This window comes from Blastocatellia bacterium (assembly GCA_025054955.1).
Lineage (GTDB): Bacteria > Acidobacteriota > Blastocatellia > HR10 > J050 > JANWZE01.
This window is the reverse complement of record JANWZE010000099.1, coordinates 25,720-49,483: the sequence shown is the minus strand read 5'-3', so window position 1 is coordinate 49,483 and position 23,764 is coordinate 25,720. Positions and strand designations below refer to the sequence as shown.

General features: G+C 56.3%; 13 protein-coding genes and 1 pseudogene. 3 read left to right on the top strand and 11 right to left on the bottom strand.

Going from position 1 to position 23,764, the window contains the following annotated elements:
* The 11 genes and pseudogenes from NZ823_12245 to NZ823_12195 all read right to left on the bottom strand — a co-directional run.
* The coding region (locus NZ823_12245; protein ID MCS6805892.1) for an RHS repeat-associated core domain-containing protein at positions 1 to 513 on the bottom strand (513 nt) is incomplete at its 3' end.
* A 1,176-nt stretch (positions 514 to 1,689) separates the two neighbouring features.
* Positions 1,690 to 5,535: pseudogene (locus NZ823_12240) on the bottom strand (DUF6531 domain-containing protein).
* A gap of 635 nt (positions 5,536 to 6,170) precedes the next feature.
* The gene (locus NZ823_12235; protein MCS6805891.1) at positions 6,171 to 6,404 is read right to left on the bottom strand and encodes a hypothetical protein; all 234 of its coding nucleotides are present in this window, start codon (positions 6,402 to 6,404) and stop codon (positions 6,171 to 6,173) included.
* A gap of 16 nt (positions 6,405 to 6,420) precedes the next feature.
* On the bottom strand, positions 6,421 to 6,831 hold the full coding sequence (locus NZ823_12230) for a response regulator (GenBank protein MCS6805890.1): 411 nt from the start codon (positions 6,829 to 6,831) through the stop codon (positions 6,421 to 6,423).
* A 1,289-nt stretch (positions 6,832 to 8,120) separates the two neighbouring features.
* Entirely contained in the window at positions 8,121 to 10,460 is a 2,340-nt protein-coding gene (locus tag NZ823_12225; GenBank protein MCS6805889.1) for a response regulator, read from the bottom strand.
* Positions 10,457 to 11,098 carry a response regulator gene (locus NZ823_12220; protein MCS6805888.1) on the bottom strand — a complete coding sequence of 214 codons (642 nt, stop codon included), beginning with the start codon at positions 11,096 to 11,098 and terminating at the stop codon, positions 10,457 to 10,459. Before NZ823_12220 ends, NZ823_12225 begins: the two co-directional genes overlap by 4 nt.
* A gap of 56 nt (positions 11,099 to 11,154) precedes the next feature.
* A complete protein-coding gene (locus tag NZ823_12215) occupies positions 11,155 to 13,953 on the bottom strand; it encodes a response regulator (GenBank protein ID MCS6805887.1) in 2,799 nt (932 codons plus the stop codon).
* A 30-nt stretch (positions 13,954 to 13,983) separates the two neighbouring features.
* The gene (locus tag NZ823_12210; protein ID MCS6805886.1) at positions 13,984 to 14,634 is read right to left on the bottom strand and encodes a YfiR family protein; all 651 of its coding nucleotides are present in this window, start codon (positions 14,632 to 14,634) and stop codon (positions 13,984 to 13,986) included.
* 32 nt (positions 14,635 to 14,666) lie between these two features.
* Positions 14,667 to 16,724, bottom strand: coding sequence for a TonB-dependent receptor (locus NZ823_12205; GenBank protein ID MCS6805885.1), 2,058 nt, complete (start codon positions 16,722 to 16,724; stop codon positions 14,667 to 14,669).
* 494 nt (positions 16,725 to 17,218) lie between these two features.
* The gene (locus tag NZ823_12200; GenBank protein MCS6805884.1) at positions 17,219 to 19,939 is read right to left on the bottom strand and encodes a hypothetical protein; all 2,721 of its coding nucleotides are present in this window, start codon (positions 19,937 to 19,939) and stop codon (positions 17,219 to 17,221) included.
* Between the two features lie 532 nt (positions 19,940 to 20,471).
* Entirely contained in the window at positions 20,472 to 21,440 is a 969-nt protein-coding gene (locus tag NZ823_12195; GenBank protein MCS6805883.1) for a nuclear transport factor 2 family protein, read from the bottom strand.
* A 436-nt stretch (positions 21,441 to 21,876) separates the two neighbouring features.
* Between NZ823_12195 and NZ823_12190 the strand changes: the two genes are divergently transcribed.
* The 3 genes from NZ823_12190 to NZ823_12180 are packed head-to-tail and all read left to right on the top strand — an operon-like array spanning position 21,877 to position 23,739.
* A complete protein-coding gene (locus NZ823_12190) occupies positions 21,877 to 22,383 on the top strand; it encodes a MarR family transcriptional regulator (protein ID MCS6805882.1) in 507 nt (168 codons plus the stop codon).
* A 12-nt stretch (positions 22,384 to 22,395) separates the two neighbouring features.
* The gene (gene arsM / locus NZ823_12185; protein MCS6805881.1) at positions 22,396 to 23,271 is read left to right on the top strand and encodes an arsenite methyltransferase; all 876 of its coding nucleotides are present in this window, start codon (positions 22,396 to 22,398) and stop codon (positions 23,269 to 23,271) included.
* 12 nt (positions 23,272 to 23,283) lie between these two features.
* Positions 23,284 to 23,739, top strand: coding sequence for a GNAT family N-acetyltransferase (locus tag NZ823_12180; GenBank protein MCS6805880.1), 456 nt, complete (start codon positions 23,284 to 23,286; stop codon positions 23,737 to 23,739).
* Positions 23,740 to 23,764 lie beyond the last annotated feature (25 nt).

The window sequence follows — 23,764 nt, the reverse complement described above, 5'->3', positions numbered from 1 at the left end:
GCTCTTGACGGTTGTGACAAAGAGTGGCCCTGGGGTGTCTCCTGCCCCGCCCACACCGATGCGATTGTCTGAGTTGGATTTAGTGCTCCTGACGGTTGTGACAAAGAGCGGCCCTGGGGTGTCTCCTGCCCCGCCCACACCGATGCGATTGTCTGAGTTGGATTTAATGCTCTTGACGGTTGTGACAAAGAGTGGCCCTGGGGTGTCTCCTGCCCCGCCTGCGCAGATGCAATTGTCTGAGTTGGAGTTACTGCTTATAAGGGTTTTGGCCAGGCCGAAGGGGTCAGTCAACGAAACCGGAGCGTTGCCAACATACGAATACCCATTGCCAAACTCAGTTTCATCACCCCACATTCCGATTGTATCGCGGGTGATGAAGCGCCCGACCAGCGGATCGTAGTACCGGGTGCGATAGTAGTAGAAACCCGTCTCAGGATCATACCGGCGAGCGGTGAACAGATACGGATTGCCGACTGCGCTCAACGCGCTGGGCCGACCATACGCATCGTACATCACTTGATCCACCACCATGCCGTTGGTGTCGGTCAAAGCTACAACGTAAGTCTTCGCATCCTGATGATAGAAGAACGTCCGGTCTACTCGGCCGTCATTGTTGTCATCGCGGTCGAGCGTCAGCGGCTCGTCTATCCAGTCGCCGTAAACGTACTGCTGGGTCGCATTAGCTCGTCGCTCTTCGATCTCCCGCCAGCCGTCGTAAAGATAACGCACGCGGTCATTCAATGCGCCAGCGTTGGTCACGATACGCTCGGTCCTACGATCGAATGCATCGTAATGATAAACGGCGATGACGGCGTTATCGGCTTTGCGCACCACGCGCCGCAGCCGATTAGCAAAATCGTATTCGTAGCGGAACGTGCCGTCGTCAATCAGATTGCCCTCGTCATCGTGCAGCCGGGCCACGCCAGCCAGCGATACGTACTCGTTTAGGTTGTTTGCCCGATTCGGCACGCCACGGCGATTGACCCAGTTGTTGACGCCGTCAATCTGCCAGGTGTCCGGCTGTTCACCTTGCCGGGCAAAGCGTCCTAAGCGATAGGCTGAATCATAAGCGTAATCTTCGCGCAGGTTGCCCAGATGCTGCTTGACTTCAGACACGGGGTTGTTGGCGCGGTCGAAATCGTTGGTGAATCCGGCCACGAGCGTGTTATTCGCGCGGAGGAATCGGTGCTGCACGATGCGCCGCACGCCATCGTATCCGACATCCTGCTGCCGCGCGTTGTCAAGATACGTCAGCCGAACGCCGTTTGAGAAGCTGCGCTCCAACACGCGATCAGGGCCGATGTAATCGTAATCGGCGAGCCGTGTTCCGCCCTCGGTGACCTGATTGAGACGGTCGAGGCGATCAAACGTGTGCGTGATCGCTCGGTTGTTGGGGTAGACCAAGCCAACGCGATTGTCATCGCCGGCGAAGCGGCTGGAGACAGCCAAGCCGTTCTGCACCTCTTCCAGTTTTCGATCCAACGAATCGTAAGCTACCGTGACCGTCGCGTCGTCGCCCGGATCATTCGGGTCGTTATTGTCGAACGCGCGTGTCAGCCGCGACAGCCCATCGTATTCGACCTGTTGGAGCGTCGTGCCGATGACTGACCAGGTGAGGTTCGGGTCTTTGAAGCCGCCGGCTGGATGCGGCGTGGAGGACGTGGCTCGCGTGACGTCAGCTCGGACCGGCCGGTTGATGCCATCATACGTGTTGCGGATGACATTGCCGTTTGCATCAATCACGCGGACCAGATTGTCATCAGCGTCATACTCGGCGACGTTGATCGTGCCGTCATCCATGATCTCTCGCGTCATGCGATTCAGATCATCGTAAACGTAGCGGCAGACGTTGCCTCTGGGATTGGTCGCTTCGATGATGCCGATGCTCGTGTTCTGATCGCCGGGCATGCTGCCATCATCGGCGCGCGCCACCAGCCGATTGTTCAAGTCCCACTCATAGTCAATGCAGATCAACCCATCAGGATTGGCCGGATTGGTTGTGTCAATGGGATTGCGGCCTTGCCCGTCCACGCGCAGATGGAGCACGTCGGCCAGCTTGCGGTCAAGGCCATCGTAGAACATCTCCATCGTGTTGCCAGGCCGATTGATTCGCGTTGTTGCCGCAACCAAGCCCAGCGGGTCAGCAATCAGATCAGCCGGATTGGCCGAGTGTTGTGCGTCGCTGGTGAAGATCAGATTGTCTCGGCTGTCGTAATGATTGCGCAACGTCTGACCGACATTATCGGTTGTGCGAATCAGCCGGTTGAGCGAGTCATAAACGTTGATCGTGGTGAAGGTTTGGCGCAGATTAGGCACGCGGCCTGCCTGCACGTCCGCAGGTTGCGTGACGTCCACTTCGACCACGCGCACGATGTTGCTGTTGTCGTCATACGTCGTGAGCACTTCATTCTGCTCAGGATCAACCTGACGAATGATGCGACCGACGCCGTCATAGAACGTGCGCGATGTGTCCAGATCATCTTCGACCAGAAACGTCATGCGGCTATTGCGGTCATACTCAAACCGCGTCACCACGCGGCCATCGTTCGCTGCGCCTAGTGGCCCGTCTGTTAGCACGGGCGGGCGAACGTAGGTAACGCCGCTCTGCCGATAATCGAACAGAATATCGTTCTGCTCAAAGAGGCGGCTCAATTCATCGTACTTGTATTCGACCTGACCGAGCAGCGGCTGACGAAATGATTGGGGCGTGAGCGGCTGTGTAAACGTGGCGGCTGCATTGTTGCGCGGAGTTGGGCCGCCTACGGGGCCGAAGTGCGACAGGCGCACCACGTTGCCTGCCGGATCATAGTTGATGAAGCTCTGATTGCCGACAGCATCAATAGTCGAGACGGGCCGGTCGAAGCCGTCATAGAGCGTGATGGTCGCTTCCGGTTGACCGTCGCCGGTGTTATCCGCGGCGTCAATGAACATAGTCAAGTTCCGATTGCCATCATAGACCCGCGATGTCGTAGAAATCTCGCGGCTGTCGGTGATCTGGCTCAACTCCGGGATGTCGGCGTGAGCGTCCAGGCGCACGAATTGATCGGTCAAGCCCCCGCGCGTTACAGTGAACAGCAGATCGCGCTCATCAAACACTTGCGAAACGACGTTACTCGGCTGTCGGTTTGCGACGGCCATCGGACTGATCTCCAGCACCAGATTCTCATTCCGGTCGTAGCGATACCGCGTCACCTGCTCGAGCCTCGGCTGCGCGCTAATCTCTTCGCGCACCTCGATGAGATTGTCCAGGATGTCGTAGCGCATGGCGGTTTCGACGAAATCGCCGACCAACGCCCGGTTGTTCGAGTCACGATTCTCCACCTCGCGGCGAATCACATTGTTGTTGTGATCGTAGAAGATGTTGACCAGGTAGCGGAATGCGACCATGCCGGCGCGACATTCAACCAAATTCGTATCCGCGCAGCCGCCCCAGCGCGGCTCTTCCGGGTTGCCGAGCGCCGCGCTCACGTCGGCGGCGCGAATGATCTGCACGACTTGATTGAGTTGATTAACGCTGTAGTCAGTCGCTACGCCGCGCCCGTCAATCTCGCGGATGACATTGCCGACGCGATCATAGAAGAAGCGAAGCCGAATCTGCGCTGGCGGCGGGTTGGTGCGCGAATTGCGCACGGCGGCACTCACTGCGTCGGTCGTGATGCTCCTCAGATAACCAAATGGGTCGGCGTTGAGGCCCGGCGTCAAATCCCGACCGTCGCCATCCGGGTCATTCTGCGGATAGTAGTCATACAACTCGACGTTGCCTTCGGGATCAACTTTCCTGGTGATCTGTCCGACTCGATTATAGGTGTAGAGCTCTTGAATCGGTTGTTGTGTGGCCCCTTCAACGGTGGCTTGATTCGAGCCGGGCAGCAATTGCACCGTAGGCGATTGCTGCCGGATAACCTTGCCGTTGATTTGATTGGTCACACCGTCGCCGTTGAGGTCGCCAAGGTTGAGCTGCACGCCTGCCGCTTGAAGCAGCGCCGAAACCTGGCTCTGAGTGAGGCCGGTTCGCGTGGCCAGCGCCGCCAGGTTATTGCCTTCCTGATAATCAAACGTGTAGGTCGTAGTATATCGAGCCGGAGAGGTCGCGCCGCCGTTTTGCGGTAGATAGCGCGGGTCATTACCGCGCGCTTCAGTAACGCTGCGCACTTGATTGTAGATCGGCTCATACGTGTAGCTCGTGATGATCGTCTGTTGATCGCCGCCGCGTCGGGCGTCGGGCCGGCGAATCTCGCGTAGGATATTGCCTTGCTGCAAGCGATCTGGGTTGTTGCTATCGTAAACGTACTCGGTCGAGTTGCCTTCAGGATAGATGATTCGCGTCACCTCTCCATCCTTGTTATATTCATAGCGCGTCTCGAAGAACTCCGGATCGTCCGGTCGAATCTGACGATTGGTGAACTCGCGGATACGCACGATGTTTCCCAGTTGATTGAACTGATACTCGGTCCGATTCCCATTGCGGTCGGTTACAGTGGTTTGCGCTACCGGCGTGATGAAATCATTGGCTGGAGCCGTTCCCAGCGATTGATACTGATAGCTGATCGTGCCGCCTGCCGGGACGCCCGTTTCATTGATGCCGCCGATGGTTTGCCTCAGCACGCGCTCGAACGTGGGCGAGCGGGGATTGGTGTCGTATTCGATGCGGATACGCGGCGGTCCGCCTGCGGCGACTTCGTTTGGCGCCGTGATGCTGACCAGATTGTGTTGCAGTTGTTCGTGCACACCAGAACCGACGATGTAACCGTACCGTTCAGTTTTGCCCTGCGGGAAGTCATTGCCGTTGGGTGTGCCGGTGACGGCAGGCGACGTGACGGCCACCAAATTGCCGTCCCCGTCGTAACTGAATTTGATGGAGCGACCGGCGAAATCCTGCACTTCGATCAAACGCCCTGTATCCGCGTTGTAGCGATACTCAATAGGCCGACCGAGCGTGTCCAGCACGCGAACCAACTGGCCGAGGTCATTGTAGATAAACCGCATTGTGTTGCCGTCCCGGTCGCTCAGGCTGGTCATCGGCGCCAGGCCGTTGGGGAAGGGCACGGCGTAGGTGACGGTCGTGCCAGAACGGTCGCGCTCGGTGAATGAGCCATCACGGTTTCTCACCAACGTGGTATAAAACCCGTTGGGCGAAACATAGCGATTCTCAACGAGCTCATAGCGGTCGGCCCGTCCGTAACCGTCCATGCGCACGACTGCGCCGTCGGGTTGGACAAACAATCGCCGATTGTAGTTGAACTCCCAGTTGTGGCCGAGCGGTCCTTCGAAGATGACACCGCTGCGATATTTTCGCTCGAATTTCCAATTAAACCCGCGTCCGGGAATCTCCAGATCAGTCACCATGTGATTGAACTCGCCGCTGTGGAGGAAGACGGTCGCAGCGCCGGCGTCATTGCTGATGCCCTGATACAGGATGTTGATGATCGGCGGCCGTCGGCGGCCACATCGTTCGGGGACCTCGACTTGACCGATACCGCGACTGTAGGTCGGCTCCGCGCGGCAGCCGCAGGACGGCTCACTGGGATTCTCCATCGGCAGCGTGAAAATCGGCGGACCGTTGTAGAAGGAAACGAATCCACCACCTTCCACCGTGAAGGCGCGTGAGCAACCATATTCCAACACCGGTCCGCCCAACGGCGATAAGTCAGCCCGTAGAGTGACATCCCGTGGTCCGACTTCAGCATTCGAGTCAACAACGAACGCGCCCGTGTAGGTGACCTTTCCTGTCGGGTCCAGACTAACCTGGAATAATCGAGCCTGAATCCCTGCCGGCCGAAAGCTGACTGTGGTCGCATTCAGCACGAGTTCGGGTTGAAACAATAGGAGTGCTAGGGCCAGTGGGTTGAGTGCTACATCCGGCCCCAAGGTGAGTGTGACAGAAACGGTTGCTGCCTGCCGGCCACGGTTCGGTTCAATTTGACAAGGCACGGCTGTTTGTGTGAGCGTCGCCGCTGATGTGGATGCTGTGGTCAAGCCTGTTGCCAGCCTCGCTCCACTTGCTGGCCACAGCAGCAGCCCGAGCAGCATCCCGACAAGCAAACTCCTAGCCATGCTGGAATGATAAGCGCGGATCGTGTCTGCTGCTGGAACCAGTCTGCTCGCCTGCGTGAGCCTCTGCGAAATCGTGTTGGTGTGAAATTTCTTCATCATAGTCTCCTCCCAAGTTTTCATGCTTCGTGGCGGGCCATACACATGGACGATTCCCATGAAGAATTTTCATCGTTCGTACCCCGGCTGCTAAATTCCCGCCTCCTGGCTCCCGACTCCTCCTCCTCGGATGTGGCGCAAGTTGCCCACCTGCGGATCGAAATAGTGGCCGTTTGTCCTTGCCATTCCTGTGTCAGCGTCAGCGCGTCGCCGTTGATGACCCGGCGCACGTCCCAATCTTTTGAGTGCTTCATGGGGTTTTCTCCTCCATCATGATTTGCATGAGTCCTGGTCAACCTGAGGCTTGAGGGAAATTCCCAGAGCGTGAAGCCGCGCCAGCAATTCAGGTATCAGGATCGCCTTCTCCCAGTAATCATCGGCGCCGCGCTGCCGGGCTTCCCGTTCAATCTCCGCCGATCCATAGCCCGTCAACAGCACGACACGCGTCATTGGGGACTGTTGCTTGATTTCGCGAATGAGATCAAGTCCTTCCCTATCGCGGCCGCCCTTCAGCCGCAGGTCCGTAATCACCAAATCAAAGGTCTCAGCGCTGTACAGCGCCTCGGCTTCCTCGCGCGATGATGCCGTCCGAATCACTACAGTATCTGATGCCAGCAATGATGCCAAACCCGTCCTCATAGCATCATCGTCGTCCACCACAAGTATCCTTTTTCTCTCCATTGGTGCCTCTCTCATCTCATTCGGGCCATCAGCTCCGGCCACTCATAGTGCAAATGGTATGCCATAGTTCGCGCATGGCGACGGCCATCGGCTAATTGATTGAATGTACACCAGTTGGGAGAAACGTTCCATGCAGGCGCAGGTCAAGCCATTGGACAAAGTGTCCGAAAGTTCGGACACTTTTCTGTCAGATTTTTCTGACATGTCAGATTTTTCTGACACAGCCCGCGGAGCACCAAGGAATCGCTCATGGGCAATAAGTCCGCAACGGACGGATTAAAGGCAACGCAAGACCGCGCATGAATCCTGAGTTTGGTCATGCCGCGGCCGCGTCGCGGCTCAACGACTGTAGCCGTGTACTTCTGTGCACGATGGGCAGGATCCTTAGCGGCGTTTTGTCGCGTTAGCGACGGCGGGGTCTATCTGCGAGCACTGCTCAAGCGTCGCTGACGCGAAGCAGATATGGGCCGATGGGGCGTTTTCGGCGTTTAAGCGCCCGGCTACATTCAGGCCCGCCGCAGCGCGGCGCGTTTATGGACTGGCTTCGGACGGTAGTCTTGGTAAGAACCGACCATCATCACCACTCTGCCCTGCGTAAGCGCGTTTATAGACTGGCTTCGGAGGGTGGTTTTGGTGAGTGACCTGCGGGCGTTGGCGTTCCGTCTGGGCCAATGTGTTCGGCAGGAAGGCCTCAGCATTAGGACGAGCGGGGGTAGCGTGGCGAAGACTGAAATCTGTCGCCACGTTGAGCGCGGACAGGATCGAGGCCAGAGCTTCCGTGTCAGGCGAACGCAGGAACCAAGCGCGTTCCATCAGGTTTCTGAGTTCGTAGTAGGTGGACAAAAGTTCCGGGACATTTTGGGGGACGAGTTGGAGGGACGGGAAGCTTTGCAGTGCGGTGACGTGTCACCGCTTTCCGGCCAAAGTTGCGACAAGTCGCAGCACTCCAAAAACGCTCCGAACTTTTGTCACGTTACTGTGCACACTGCCCGGCCAGGCGTGGCTCATGAGAATTTCCACACTTCGCTGGAGAGATGGCCGGCAATGAAGCTTGAGCGCCATGAAACGCGTCGAGAAAGTGGCGTGCTCCCAGCAGAATCTGTTCTCGTCGCTTCCGCAGGGGGTCCAGGTCATATCGAAACGCGTTTAACCGGAAAAGACTTTCCCGGAAACGACCTGCTGCCGCGTCGTCGGCAAAATTGCTCTGATGCTTGGTCGGTCCACTTGATTGAGCAGTGCATTGTGCCAGCAACGTCATTATTGGTGATGCGCTGACCGAGGCGAACCAGTTACCTATTGCCGCTCGGTATGGACTCAGTTGTTTGGGTTGCTGGTGATTGATTGATGAGTTGTTGCAACAGCGAATGAAGCTCGTGCATTTTGTAGGGTTTGATCACGCATCCTTTGAAGCCGAACTTTTCAAAATCAGCAACAACCGGATCGTTTGAGTATCCGGTTGATACAATCGCGTTCACCTGCGGATCAACTTGCAGAAGCCGTTGAATTGTTTCCTTACCGCCTAAACCATGAGGAACAGTCAGGTCAAGGATGACCGCATCGAACGGCTCACCTTCTTGACGCGCTCGTTGATAGATTTCGATAGCCTGCAGGCCGTCCTGAGCAAATTCGGCTTGGTAGTTGAGGCGGCGTAAGACGTGGGCCGTGACGTCGCGGATGATTTCATCATCGTCCATCACGAGAATTTTGCCGCGCCTGCTCGGGTGTTGCGGTTGAGCCGGAGGATCAGGAGGAAGTTGTTGATGTGGCAACGCTGGCAGATAGACAGTAAATGTGGTTCCGACGCCCGGGTGCGATTCCACAGTGATGTGCCCGTCATGTTTTTTCACGATGGAGTAACAGGTGGCCAGTCCCAAACCATTGCCTGTTTGCTTAGTGGTGAAGTAGGGATCAAAAATCTTATCGAGATATTCCTCTGGGATGCCGACGCCGTGATCCCGGACGGTGAGCTTGACGTAATGACGACCGCTCAGCGGCAGCGTGTGGCGATGATCTAACGTCACATTCTCGGCTTTAATCTGGATGGTTCCTCCATGAGGCATGGCTTGATCGGCATTGATGACGAGATTGGTGATAAGTTGGCTGATTTGACCGTGGTCGAATTCTGCTGTCCACAGATCGTCTGCCACAGCAAGGTCTAGACGCACATTGGAGCCGCGCAGCGCGAATTCGGCCGTTTGCTGCAAGATGGCAGCCAGCGAAGCGGCTCTTTTGATTGGCGCGCCGCCTTTGGAGAAGCTCAGCAATTGTTGCGTGAGGTCTTTGGCGCGGCTGGCCGCGTTTTCGGCTGCACCCAACCGTTGGTACGCCTCATCCTCTGGCGACAGCGCGAGCTTGGCCAGCGAGATGTTGCCCAGGATGGCCACCAGATAATTGTTAAAATCGTGAGCAATGCCGCCGGCCAGAATGCTCAGGGATTCGAGTTTTTGTATCTTCAGCAGCTCGTCTTCCATCTTGCGTTGATCGGTGATGTCGCGCACGATGCCCAGCGTGCCGGAGAATTGTCCGGCGTCATCATATTGTGGTGTAGCCGTGACCAGCAGCCGACGCTTGCAGCCGCCGGGTTGAATGATATCCAGCTCATACCGACTGTGCTCGCCGCGGCGTCGCCGCTCTGTTTGCGACCGGATGATTTCCATCTGTTCAGCGTCAGTGAACTCGCTAAGATGCCGTCCCACCAACGTGCCCAGCGCCACCCCGAAGATTGCGTCGCTGGCCGGATTGCTGAAAGTGACAACTTCATCTGGGTTGACAATGGCAATGCCTTCATCCTGGTTTTCGATCATTGCGCGCAGCTTCAGGATTTGTTCTGCGAGCCGTTCGTTGATGCGCATCAGGAGCCGGGCGCTGCGCGCTTTGCGGCTCAGCTCGATCAGGTATTCCGGGTCAAATGGGTTGCGCAAGCAACCATCGGCGCCTTGTTGCGTCCAGAGCAGTGGCTGAGCCGGATCAGTCTCACCAGCAGTCATCATGATGACGGCCTCGTGAGCCGATTGCTTCAATTCAATCAGCAGGTCTTCGGTTGAGAGATCAGGCAGTGGATGGGCAAGCACAATGACGACCGGGTTGACGTGTTGGACCTGTTGCCGCGCTTGTTGGCTGGTCGTCGCATGGTGAACTTCGTAGCCGTGGCGTTCAAACGCTTCGGCCAATGCCATCGCTTGCGTGCCGTCAGGTTCGACGATCAGCACGGGGCGCGAGCGCTTGGCTGGGCGCTCTTGCATCAGCGTCCGCGCACGTTCGCTGAGCATTGCTGGCGTGTAAGGAGAACCGAGAAACGAGTCAGCCCCAAGCTCAGCGGCAAGCTGGTGAGGGTCGCTGCCTGAAAAGATCGCCGAGACGGCCAGAATCGGGATGTTGCGCAACGCCGCATACTCTGCTGAGCGGAGCAGACAACAGAGCTGCCACCCCTGCGTGCCGGGTATGCACAGCTCTGTCAGAATGAGGTCAATTGGTTCCTCACTCTGCAAGACTTCAAACGCTTGCTCAGCGCTTGCGCAAGGCACAACGCGCCATCCATCTTTCTCTAAGGCGCTGGTCATCAAGCGGCGTTGCGAAGGAACGTCGTTGAGGATCATCACGGTTGATTGTTTATTATTGTTGCTGTTCATAGCGGGTGGCTCAGATGGAGCGTTTCGGCTTGCAATTCTTCCAGTCGGTTCAGTTCGTTCATCACTTTGACATAGCAATCAGGGCAAATGCTATGGCTGAACCGTGTATTTGAATGAGCGCTAATGTAACTCTCGGCTTGCTCCCAGTAATCTTGGTCATTGCGGATGCGTTTACAATAGGAGCAAATCGGCAACAGCTTCTGCAATTGTTTGACGTGCGCCAGCGCTTCTTCCAGTTGCTTGACACGTTCGGCCAGCTTCTGTTGTAACTGCACGACACGAACCGCCACTTGAACGCGGGCGTGCAGTTCCTGCCGATCAAATGGCTTGATGACGTAATCATCGGCGCCCGCTTGCAAGCCGGCCACAATATCGGCCTTATCTCGTTTGGTGGTCAGCAGGATGATGTAAATCGGCTGGTTTGTGCTACGCTCGCGTACTTTCTGGCAAATCTGGATGCCATCCATGCCGGGCATCATCCAATCCAGGATGGCCAGCGGCGGCGCGTCCTCTTGCTGCAAGTGATGCCAGGCCTGAGGGCCGTCGGCGCATGCGATCACATCATAACCCCACTTGGTCAGCGTGAATTGCAAGAGATGGCGTGAGATTGCGTCGTCTTCAGCAATTAAGATTCGCATCGTTGATTCTCCGGCGCTCATAATCATCGGCGTGGTCTGCACCGTCATGCAATTGATCAAGCGTGTTCCGTCTGCAAGTGCTTCAGGCGCAGCAGAGCGGGCTGGAGTCGCTCCAGTTCCTTCATGAGATGATTGTAGGCACGGCTTGCTGCCTCCAGGTCATTGTGGCGCGCGAGCGTTTCCAGTTGCAGGGCGGCGTCGAACGTCGCATGGGCTGAAAAATTGCCCACTGCGCCTTTGAGCCGATGCGCGGCGCGGGCTGCCGCTTCGCCGTCGTGTTGGGCAATGGCAGACTCAAGAGCCTGCATCATGTCAGGCAATTCTTCTTGGAAGATGTCCACCATCTCGGCTAGCAGCGCCGCGTCACCATCAACGCGGGCGAGCGCTTCTTCTGTGTTGATGATGTCGTTGATGGGCGCTGCGCTGAGATCGTTGTGGACGAGCGCTTCATCTGTGTTGATGATGTTGCTGACGGGCGTTGCGCTGACATCAACCGCGTCAGTTGGGAACGCGCGCGAATGCAGCGCCACGTCTTCAATCATCTGGAAGAGCGCGTGTGCCTGAATCGGTTTGGGAATATAGCTGTCCATGCCTGCTTGCAAGCAGCGCTCGCGGTCGCCTTTCATAGCGTGGGCGGTCAAAGCGATGATCGGGATGTGGCCGCCGTTGGTTTTCTCTTGCTCGCGGATGGCAGCGGTGGCCTCCAGGCCATTCATTTCGGGCATCTGCACATCCATGAGGATCAGATCAAATGGCTGCTGGTGCAGCGCGGCCAGCGCGTCACGGCCATTGGCCGCAATGACACACGTATGTCCCCACTTGGTGAGCAGGCTTTGCATCAGTTTTTGATTGACCAGATTATCTTCGGCCACCAGGATGCGCAGCGGCTGCTGGCTCAGGCCCCAGTCCGGCTCTGGCGAGGCGCTCGCTGGGCGCTCTTGAGGCTCGGATGAACCGAGCGCCTGTATGATGGCGTCAAGCAATTCGGATTGGGTGATGGGTTTAATCAGGTAGAGCGAGATGCCCAGTTGACGGCACCGTTGCAAGTCGCCGGCATGATCGTCGGAGGTCAGCATCATGATCGTGGCATCGGCCAGTTCATCATGTTGCTTGATTTGCTCGGCCACCATGAAGCCATCCATGTCGGGCATGTGACCATCAAGCAAGACCAGCGGGAACCGTTGACCGGCATGATACGCTTGTTTCATCAGTTCGATGGCGACTTGGCCGGTTTCGGCCAGCGTTGGTTTCATCTGCCAGCTTGCCAGTGTTTCCTGCAGTATCCGGCGATTGGTGGCATTATCGTCCACGACGAGCACCGGCATGTTATGAAGCTGCGCGAAGCTGACCGGCGTCGTGTACGTGGTCTCAGGCTTGGCCACGCCGAAGTAGGCTGTGAAATGGAACGTGCTGCCACATCCCAGATCGCTTTCCACCCAGATGCGGCCACGCATCAGATTGACCAGCAGTGAGGAGATAGCCAACCCTAAGCCTGTGCCGGTATGGCGTCGGGTTGAGGACATATCAGCTTGAGCGAATGCCTCGAAGATTAGTTGCTGTTTGTTCTTGGCAATGCCGATGCCGGTATCACGGACAGCAAAGTGCAAGCAGACCTCATCGTCTGGCCAGTCTTCCACGTTGACGTGGAGGACAACCTCGCCTTGATCGGTGAATTTAATGGCATTGCCGATGAGATTGTTCAAAATCTGGCGCAGTCGTCCAGCGTCGCCAACAACCCATGTGGGCGTATCCGGCGCGATGTGCACGGCCAGTTCCAACCCCTTTTGATGGGCGCGCAAGGCCAGCGCCCGCGCGGCATCCCGAATCGTCTGCTCGAGGTTGAACGGCGTCTGATCCAGGTCGAGCTTGCCCGCTTCAATCTTGGAGAAGTCCAGGATGTCGTTAATCAGGGAGAGCAGGGAATTGGCTGACGATTTGACTACGGTGGCATACTCGTGCTGTTCGGGCGACAGTGACGTATGCAGCAACAATTCAGTCATGCCGATGATGCCGTTCATCGGCGTGCGGATTTCATGGCTCATATTGGCCAGGAAGGCACTCTTGGCACGCGTGGCTTCTTCGGCCTTGCGTGTGGCCGCCGCCAGTTGCAAGTTGGCCGTCTCCAGGTACTGATGTTGTTGCAGCAGCCGTTGGTCACGTTGCTGAATTTGTTCGAGCATCTCATTGAAGGCGCCGATCAACAGACCAATTTCGTCGTCGCTTTGCTTCTCAGCGCGCAGCGCGTAGTTCTTTTCGGCGGAGATCATCTGAGCCGTTCGCGCCAGATGCAGAATCGGCCGGGAGATGAGACGCTGTAGACGTGCTGATACCAGAAATGCGGCAAGGCCAGATATGCACATGATGACGAGCACGATCAAGCCGTAGCGGGTCAGCCGCGCATCGAACTCGGCCAGCTCTGAAGCCAAGTAGATCGTGCCGATTTTTTCGCCGTTGAGCATGATGGTATGAAACTGGATGAGCTGCTCGTTCTCGAACGTATATCCATCAGCCTCTGGCCTGGGTGGCCAGGCAGCCTGCGCCTGATGCGGGCGGCGATAGCTGGCAAAGGGCAGACCGTTCTTATCGTAGATGCAGGCAGCGGTGATATGAGGCTTCGCCCACAGCGCGCTGAGGACTTCGTTGGCAGCTTGCTCATCGTTGAAGGTGAGCGCCGCCGTGCTGTTGGTGGCAATCATGTTGGCCAACGCAGCCAGATCACGTTGCATCGCTCGCTTGAATGAGATCAGCTCATAGATGAGAAAACTGCTGCACGCCAACAACAGGGCGATGCTGCTGGTCACCATAATGACCGTAGTCAACTTCGTTTTGATGGAACGACTGCTGAATCCACGCATAAGCTGCGTCTCCAATTTTGTGGCTCGGTGTTAATTCATCACTGACTTGGCCAGGACGAGCAGTTTGGAACTGATTTTGAGGCCCGCGCGGTCGGCCATCCGTTTGTTAATGTCAAACCGCACTCGATTATTCTCGATAACGAAATTGATGATGCCACCGTGTTCGAGAAACTGCTCCATGTCGCTGACTGTGACAACACCGGCTTCGGCCAGCGCGCCCGTAATCTGTGAGAGCCGCTTTCTTTCAGACCGACTGACAAACACAATGTGGCAAGACCGCAACGGCTCGACTGTCTTGGCCCGTTTGATCAGCACCGGTCGTCCGTCAATGGATTTACCTTTGATCACTCGGTCGAGCACGTCATCAAAGGGGTCTTCACCAAGGATGCCGATAAGGATCGGTGAACCCGCATGCGGCAAATGTTGCGCCGGCCATTCGATGAACTTGGCAAAATTGAATAAGAAGGCGGCTTTGACTTCGTATTCGCTGGGCGTCCCTGATTGCGCCCACGCGTATGGCAGCATCGTCAGCACCACGTAGAGCAAGAGCACGCCGCAGAGACACACCCAGCCGTTGATGTGACATCGCGGATTCGGCGCGGGGCTGCCAACGGAGATGGACAAGCTGGCTGGCAATTCGGCTCGATTTGTCCCGCACGACAAGCGCTGCCAGTGTGTCATGATGTTTCTTGCTCCGCCTCAATCCGGCGCGATCAATCGCGCGAAAACCGATAGGTCAGCTTCACGCGATACGTTCGACCGTCCTGCCAGATCACATTCTGCCGGTGCTCTTCCGAGCCCGGATCGCCATAGCGTGTGTTCAATAGGTTGTAGACGCCCAACGATACATCTAGTCGTTTGGCCAGCCGCACAGCCAGTAGATTGAGATTGGAGATGAAAAAGGATTTCGCTTCGCCACCCTGCACCGTGCGCCGCCGGCTCATGTACTGCCCTTCAAACCCCACCAGCAGCTTGTTGCGGACCAGCGGCGCGCTCAGATTGAGCTTACCTAGGTGCTTGGGTGAATTGGTGAGAACGTCGTTAGTGACTTGGCTGCGCACTTGCTGAACAGCGTAGCTGACGCGGCCTTCCAGACCAATGGGCAACTTCGTTTCCAATTCCAGCTCCACTCCCTTGGCTTTGACCCGATCCACATTGTTATAGAAAATTTGGCCGTCCGCCGGGTCCACTTCCTGATTGATCAGGTTGCTCAGCGTGTAGTAGTAGCCGGAGGCAGACAGACGCAGGTGGTCACCGGCGTATTGCTCCCAGACAAGCTCCGTCATGTTGATTTCTTCTGGCCGAAGATGCGGATTAGCCTTATTGCCAGCTCCCTGATAAAACATCTCGAACACGTTCGGGGCGCGGAAGGCTTGACCATAGAGAGCCTTAAACGTCGTCTTTTTCAACGGGCTGTAGATCAATGCCAGTCGCGGATTAGTTGTGCCGCCAAACGTATCATAGTGATCGTGACGCACGCCCAGATTGAGTCGGAGTTTCGCGCCGACGGTGAATTCATCTTGAATGAAGAACGCCTGGATATCAGAACGGCTCCGAATTTTGGAATGCTCAACGAATGGGTCACTATCGTAGACGCCTTGAGCCTGTTTGAAATTATCGCGATATTCAAAGCCGCCGGTGATCCTATGTTTATTCAGTACGAGTCTGGACGCTTGCGCCTCAACGCCCCACCACTGGCCATGCGCGTAATCTCGGGTGGCGACCAGAAATGGCCTCTCATCTTCGGAATAATCGTAAACGTAGGTGCCCTTGTAAAAATAGCGGTCGTAATAGACTCGTCCGCTGAGGCTCCAGTGCTGACCAAGCTGACGAGCGTATTTCACGTCCACATAGTTGCGCTCGTCTTTCGTGCGCATGCGTGGATCATTGAAGACCGTGCCGAACGAGGCGGTGGGAATACCCTTTTTGCGGCTATGAAATAGCCCCTGCACAGATACGTCTTTCACCCGCAGATTGGCAAAGAAGCTACCGTATTGCTCGTCGTCGAGCTGTTGAGCGATACCATGATTGGTGGCCTCGTCGGCAAATTCTTCAAAGAAGAGTTGCCGGGGTCCAGCCGCATCATAGAACGAACCGGACAGCAGGAGGTCGAGTCCCTTATTGAACTGACGACCATAACTGATCCGGCCTTTGTACGTATCAAAGCTCATCCGCTCTGCCGAGAGCTCAAGCCCGCGGACCTGCTCAGCCCGCTTGGTGATCACATTGATGACAGCGAAGAAAGCATTGGTGCCGTAAAGCGACGAACTCGGACCGCGAATAATCTCAACACGCTCGATCAGGTCTACATCCACTCCAAATTCTGTTGCCACAAAGCCGCTGTCGTAGAGGTTATCGTTGATGCGATGTCCGTCAATGAGCACGAGGATGCGACTGTTGTAATCACCGGGCCGGCCAAAGCCGCGCACACCGACATAGCTATAGTTGCGATCATAGGTGACGTAAAATCCGGCTACGCTGCGCAACAGATCGGCCAGCGTCCGATAGCCGTAGCGTTGAATCTCGTCTGCTGTGATGATGGTCACCGAAGAGGGCGCTTCGGTCACTTTTTGTAAGAATTTGGACGCGCCGTAGACGGCTTGCACTTCGATCTTCATCAGGTCTTCTAGATTCAGGTCTGCTAGATCCCTGGGATCATTGCGCAGCGTCTGCGCCCAGCTTGTCGTCGCCATGAGCAAGCTACAGATGGCGGTCAACCCAAACAGCCTGATCCATCCTGTGATTGCGGTTTTCTTGACTAGAGGAGGCATAAGACACCTTGACTCCATATTGATGTGAGACCCTCGGAAACAATGCAACTGGTGTGCCGATTGACGATGTGTTGAGCGATTGTGAGCTATTGGGTGGAGACCCGTTAAATCTCTTGAGGAGTTGTTCATGTGGTCTGGACGACGCCCAGAAACGATGAAAACGCCACAGGCAGGAATGCCTGTGCCACTTTTTCTGAGGAGTTGTTCATGTTGTGTGGACGACGCCCAGAAACGATGAAAACGCCACAGGCAGGAATGCCTGTGCCACTTTTTCTGAGGAGAGCATAAGTTGACGGCGGTTTGAGGAGACTGAGTGAGCGTGGAGCAAGGAACCAACACGGCAAGGCGCAATGATTGCTTCAGAGCTGAAACGTTTTGTTCACTTGTGATCACGCATCCGACGTCATGCCAACAGAGCTGAACCTCATCTGTCGCCGATGAAGTTGGTGCTTAGAGAGGGCAGGTCTGCGCATAGCAGTGATTATTAACGGTGACTATGAACTGGGTTGGGCGGCTCGCAGGCACTCAATGATTTCATTGAGCTCAGCAATTCGTTGCTGCGACTCCCGCTCGATGCGCTCACGCTCGCGACGCAGCATTTCGTTGGCCAATGTCAACTCGCTGATTCGTTCCTGGGCGCGCCGTTCGGCTTCTTCATACGAGCGCCGGGTTGTCTTAATCGTGTTGAGCAGTTCATTGATGCGCCCCTGCGCTGCGAGGTTGATTCGCTCGAGCTCGCCGCTGGTCTGAGCGGCGGGCTCATCGGCCGCCGATGGAGCCTGTTGGCGCGCCGCTTCCAGCTCGCGTGAGAGCGATTCATTGGCCGCCGTTAACTGCTCAATGCGTTGCTGCGACGCAGCCTGCTCGTGTTGAAGCGTTTCGATGGTTTGTTTCAACTGAGCGATCTCTGCCTGCCATTGTTGCTCAGCGTGATCACGGTCCTGACTCAACATCTGATGAAGCGTCGTCAATTCCTGGATGCGCTTGTGCAAGGGAAGCGTCGCCTCCTCGGCTTGCTGCTGCAACTTGCGACACATTTGATGGAGCGAAGCAATCATCTCTTTCAGTGTTGCGACCTCTGCTTGCGATTGCTGCTCAACCTGATCACGAGCGACACGCAATGCTTCGTTTTCGGCCAGCAACTGAGCCAGTCGGTCCTCAGCTTGTTGTTGATGCTCGTCACGTGCGGGACTCAAAGTTTCGTTCTGCGCTTCCAGCTCGTCAATGCGCGCCTGCAATCGCCGCTCTGTCTCTTCATGGGCGTGGCGCAGTGAGGCTATGGTCTGATGAAGCTCGGCTATCTGCGCCTGCGCTTGCTGCTGGGATGCTTCGGCTTGTTGGCGAGCCTCATCACGCTCTTGCTTGTGCGCGTCAAGCATCTCGGTCAATTCGCTCAGACGACGTTGATGATCCTGCTCAGCGTCATCCAAGGCGCGGCGAAGTATCTCAACAGTCTGGGCGAGTTCGTCACGTTGTGCCTGCCACTGCTGTTGGGCTTGATCGCGCGCCTGTGCGAGCGACTGATTTTCAGCGAGCAACTCCTCGATGCGTTTTTGCGCCTGCCACTGGGCCTCCGCATGAACTTGCTGGAGCGTGGCGCTATTAGCCCTGAGATCGTTGATCTGTTGCTGGAAGGCCTGTTCGCTGGCTTGATGCGCTTGTTGAAGCGATTCATAGCCTGCGATCCATTGATCAATCTCAGCCTGCATCTGTTGTCGAGCATCTTGCCATTGGCGTTGCGCTTCCTCATAAGTTTGTTTGAGCGCCTGCAACCGCTCATTTAATTCCAGAATCTGTGTCTGCGCCTGTTGTTCAGCTTGCCGAAGCGCCTCATTGGAGATGATTAGATTGTTGATGCGCTGTTGGGCTTGGCGGGCTGCGTGAGCTTGCGCGCGCTGGAGTGTTTCGTTAGCCGTCGTCAATTCCTGAATGCGCGCGGCGGCCTGCTGCTGCGCTTCGTCATGAGCGCAACGGAGCGACTCATTGATGGCCGTGAGTTCGGCGATGCGCTCTTCAGATTGACGTTGCAGTTCAGTGGCGTGCTGTTGAGCGTCAGCGACGGCCCGTTGCAGCGCGTTGATCTCATCGCTCAGCGCCTGAATACGCGCGGCAGCCTGCTGCTCAGCTTGCTCGTGAACGTGGCGCAGGGTTTTGATCGCGTTGGTCAATTGATTGATATATTCATCGGCGTGCCGTTGCGCTTCTTCAGCGTGGTGTTGAATCTCGTCGCGCGATTGTTGCAATGAGTTGACCATCTGGGTCAATTCGAGGATGCGCGCGTCAGCCTGACGTCGGTCTTCTTCGCTTTGCTGCTGCAACTGCTGGTAGTCTTGTTGTAGCGCGTTGATCTGGTCGGTCAGCGCCTGAACGCGCGCGGCGGCCTGCTGCTGGGCTTCGTCAGCCTGTTGCTGCAACTGCTGGTAGTCTTGTTGTAGCGCGTTGATCTCGTCGGTCAGCGCCTGAATACGCGCGGCGGCCTGCTGCTGGGCTTCGTCATGAGCGCAACGGAGCGACTCGTTGATGGTCGTCAATTCGGCGATGCGCTCTTCAGATTGACGTTGCAGTTCAAAGGCATGGTGTTGGGCTTCAGCTACGGCCTGTTGCAGCGCGTTGATCTCATCGCTCAGTTGCTGAATACGCGCGTCAGCCTGACGTCGGTCTTCTTCGCTTTGCTGCTGCAACTGCTGATAGTCTCGTTGTAGCGCGTTGATCTGGTCGGTCAGCGCCCGAATGCGCGCGGCGGCCTGCTGCTGCGCTTCGTCAGCCTGTTGCTGCATGTGCTCAAGCGATTGTCGCAACCGGTGGATGACTTGTTGAAGTTGGCCGATACGTTCGTGCGCTCGCTGCTGGCTTTGCTGGTGAGTGCGATGGGCAACCTGCATCAAATTTGTCAGTTCATTGACCCGCTCCTGCAAGCGTCGTTGAACTTCATCATAAGCGTTTTGGTTCGACCCGTTATCACTGACTGAATGCGCAACGTCCAGCGCCGGCTGCGATTCTAGCTCAGGCGGCATCGCCAACCACCATTCTTCAGGCCATGGCAAACTGACCGCCTCCTGGTTCAACGGTTCTGAAGAGCCTGGATGGCCATCATAGTTGATGCCAACCTCAGTAGTGAAGTCCAAAAGGTTTCCCCGTTGGGTTTCCTTTCTCGAATTGCCAAGACCCTCACCAGATTCCTCGGATTCATTGTATGAGCGGTTATCTTCGTCCATGCGATGCTCTCCAACAAGCTCAGGCTAATTTCTATTGCGCTGAGACAATGAACTATCTCTTGCGTTACTGAGACCCACCCCGTACCACGCACTGAGAGTGCTTGTGAACTTAAAGCGTGAGCAATTTCTGTGCCGTTCAGGTCAATTGCAGCAAGTAAGCCCATGTGCTGAGATCGTCATGTTAATTGTGGGCAAGTAGCCGGTTAACCGCGTCGAGGTAGCAGCGCAAGCCTGATCGGCCAGCTAAGATGACGGCAACATTTGATTCAGTCTTGAAACATACGATTCAGCTTCAAAGGTTCAGTAGCTGTTCCCTCATTGCAGCGAGCGGAGGTGAGTGATGGAGGATGAGAATGATCGGCGGATACAGTGCCCTGTGGAGGATGCAGTGGTGTGTCAGGCCGGCGCGGCTTCATCCTCTGCCGTTTGGTTGCGTCGCAATCCGTGGCCTCGCCAAGCCCTCGTCAGAAGGAAGCTAGGCGCTGGAACATCTGCGAGCATGATGAATGTGGCAGCCAATGTGGCGATTGCCTCAATCAACCCGTCGCCAGACGCGCTGAACACGACCTTCGGGAGTGATTATTTCAAAGCTCAGGCGGTCGGCTGTCACCTGAACATTCTCCAGAACCAGCTCTTGACCGGTTTGCTGTGGCATCAGTGTGTGTCCGAACGTGAGGATCAGTTTATTACCCTCGTGGCGATATGTGCCGGCAGCAGCGTCAACCTCGCGCAACAATTCTTTGAACTCTTTCTGCGAGTAATCGGGCAGGCGCTTGTTCTTCGGTTGACGGCGGTCGGTCGCTGTGACGATATAACAGAAGCGATGATCTGTGAACGTCATCGTCGCAGCCAACGAGGGTGTTTGACCGCTGGTCAGGTTTTTGGTCGCCACGAGCATCCAAGCGCCCTCCACGCTCGGCGCAGACGAAGTGGTTGTGCTGCCGGGAGCCGGCGCCTGTTTCAGATCGAAATTGATCAGCGTCACCTTCCAGTCCTGACGTTGCCGCTGGAGGATGTAAAACGAATGACCGGTCAATCGCAAGCTCAGACCGTGCGCCGTGCGCATTGTTTGTTGGGTCTCAGCGTATGCCCATGCCGTTGTGCCTGTCACATGCGTCTGGAGACGATCCAGCTTCAGTTCCATGCTGGGAAAATTCTTAAAATTCACCTCTAGATATTCCAGCACGGTCGGAAGCGTTTCTATGCGTCGTCCCGCTTCGATGACAATCAGGCCGTCTGAGCAAGTCCGACGCAAGCTCTCTGCATCGTTGCTCGCCCAGGCTTGAGCGACTCGTTGAATTGTCTGTTTTGCATCGGGCGGCGGCGATGTTGGGGCTGGTGTGGCCGGTTTCCTTGGCTGCCGTTGCGCGTGCACTGTTGTGTTCAAGCAGAGCAAGAGGCACAACAAGAGAATCACATGGCCAACCGTGATGCCGACCGAATGCCACCAATCGTTACTCGATGTTTGAATGCTGCTTCTGACCGACGACTCACAACACAAGAGGTGTTCCTTGCTGATTGTCGCCGGATGAGTCCGTTGCCATTGGTAGCGTATGTCGGACCAGCGATTGTGTATTCCCGTTGTGGCTGGCGTTGCGCGGTCAGAAAAAAACGGGTCTGCCCTTCTCAGGCCAGGCGACGAATCTATGGATTGTGCAGATTGAGCCATACCATTTCTGTCTACCGTTAGCGTTGATGTGGAAAACGAGCGAAAAGCATGACTCAGCAGCGACGCACAAAGCAAGAGATGACGTATTTTTCCAGGTTCGCGAGCGCGAATGTGGCTCGCTTTACCATGACGAGCATTGTTTTGTTAGCCAGCATCGCGGTGGTGACGGGCGCCGCTGACGATGTTCTCTTTGGGAAACAAGAACGACTTGACACGTCAGTTGCATCCGTCAATACTTGTAGCCTACAAATATCAGGATGACATAGTAATGAGCCAAACATTAGAACAACAAGCGCGAGCGCTCCATCAAGTCGTCAGCGAGTTGGTGAAGAAGTATCAATTTCGTGACCGGAACGAGATTTGTTGTCACGGGGTGTCAGTCTCGCAATGTTACGCGCTGGAGGCAATCGGCGAGCGTGGACGCATGACGATGGGCGAGCTGGCCGGGCAGCTTCATCTGACGGTTAGCACAATGACACGAATCGTGGATCAACTGGTCGCGAAGGCATTAGTGCATCGGGATGTGGACGCGCATGATCGGCGACTCTGTTGGGTGGAATTGACGCCCGCTGGTCGGACGTTGCTCGGTCAGATTCAGGGCGAGATTCTGGCGACAGAGAAAGAGATTCTGAGAAAGATCAAACCGGCAGAGCGCGCGGCGTTGCTCTCGGCCTTGCGCGAGCTGTGCAAGGCGGTAGACCAGTGGCGGCAAACCAAGCTCGCTGCCGGCTCGACGCCAACCTCATTGATGAAGATTCGCAAGAAATCGAAATAACATGGAGGATTTATGAATCGGACGTTGACACCTGATGAAATCAAGCAAGCCGTCCGGGAAGGGTATACGAAACTTCTTGATGCAAGCTCGTGTTGCGCTTCGACCGGTTCGACTACGCCGGTTCCCATCACGCTGGAACGGAAGCGGACCGAGCTGGCCAGCGTTGTGGGATACGCCGCAGAAGAATTGCGGATGCTGCCTGACGGGGCAGTGGTCTCAGCATTTGGGTGCGGCAATCCGCTCTCGTTTGCGGAGCTCAAGGCGGGGCAGGTTGTGTTGGATATTGGTTCAGGAGCCGGTATTGACTGTTTGTTGGCGTCGGAGAAAGTCGGGCCGACGGGTCGCGTCATCGGGCTTGATATGACGCCGGCCATGACCGCGCGGGCGCGAGAGAACGCGCGCGCTGCGGGCGCGACTAACGTTGAATTTCGGTTAGGCGATGCCGAACAGATGCCCGTCGAAGATGAGAGCGTGGATTGGGTGATTTCCAACTGCGTGATCAATCTGGCGCCGGACAAGCGGCGCGTGTTCAGCGAGGTCGTTCGTGTGCTCGTGCCGGGCGGGCGCGTCTCTATTTCGGACATCGTGCTGGGCGATGACTTGCCTGATGAAATCGTTCAAAGCGTTGATGCGCTGGTCGGCTGTGTCGCCGGGGCGATCAAGGAGTCAGAGTACTTGCAGGCCATGCGAGACGCTGGCTTGATTGACGTGGCCGTGACCGCGCGAATGGTTTACACCGAAGAGCAACTGGCGGGTTTCCTGGCCAGTATGAACCACAGTGACAACAGCGATGCGCAGTTGCTCTGGAATCGTTATCGGGACCGTCTTATCGGGAACGTTTGGAGCGCGCGCATCTCGGCGCGAAAGCCACGACACGATGAGAACTGAAGGCGAATACTCATGACTCAATCGGTTGGGCACAACGTTGCCATTGAGGTGGCCAGCGCGTCAGACCTTGCGCCGATTCAGTCGCTGTTGGAGCAGGTTGGGCTGCCGAGCGCCGAGGTGCAACTGCACATCCGGCTGTTCTTGGTAGCGCGAGCAGATGAGCAAGTAATCGGGTGTATCGGGATGGAACAGTATGGCGAGTCATGTTTATTGCGCTCCCTGGCCGTTCATCCTGATTATCGTGGGCGTGGGCTTGGCCGCATGTTGATTGAACGCATCATCGCGCGCGCACGTGAGCGAGGCGCCCGCGAAGCAGTGATCTTGACCAACACCGTCGCGCCACTGGCCGCCAAATTTGGTTTTCAGACAGTGCCACGTGAGTCGGTTGCTTCGCCGGTGGCTGATTCGTGGGAATTCCGGGCGAATTGTTGCCGCTCGGCAGTCTGCATGCGTCTGCGCTTGTTGTGAGCTCATGTGAGGACAGCTCATTGTT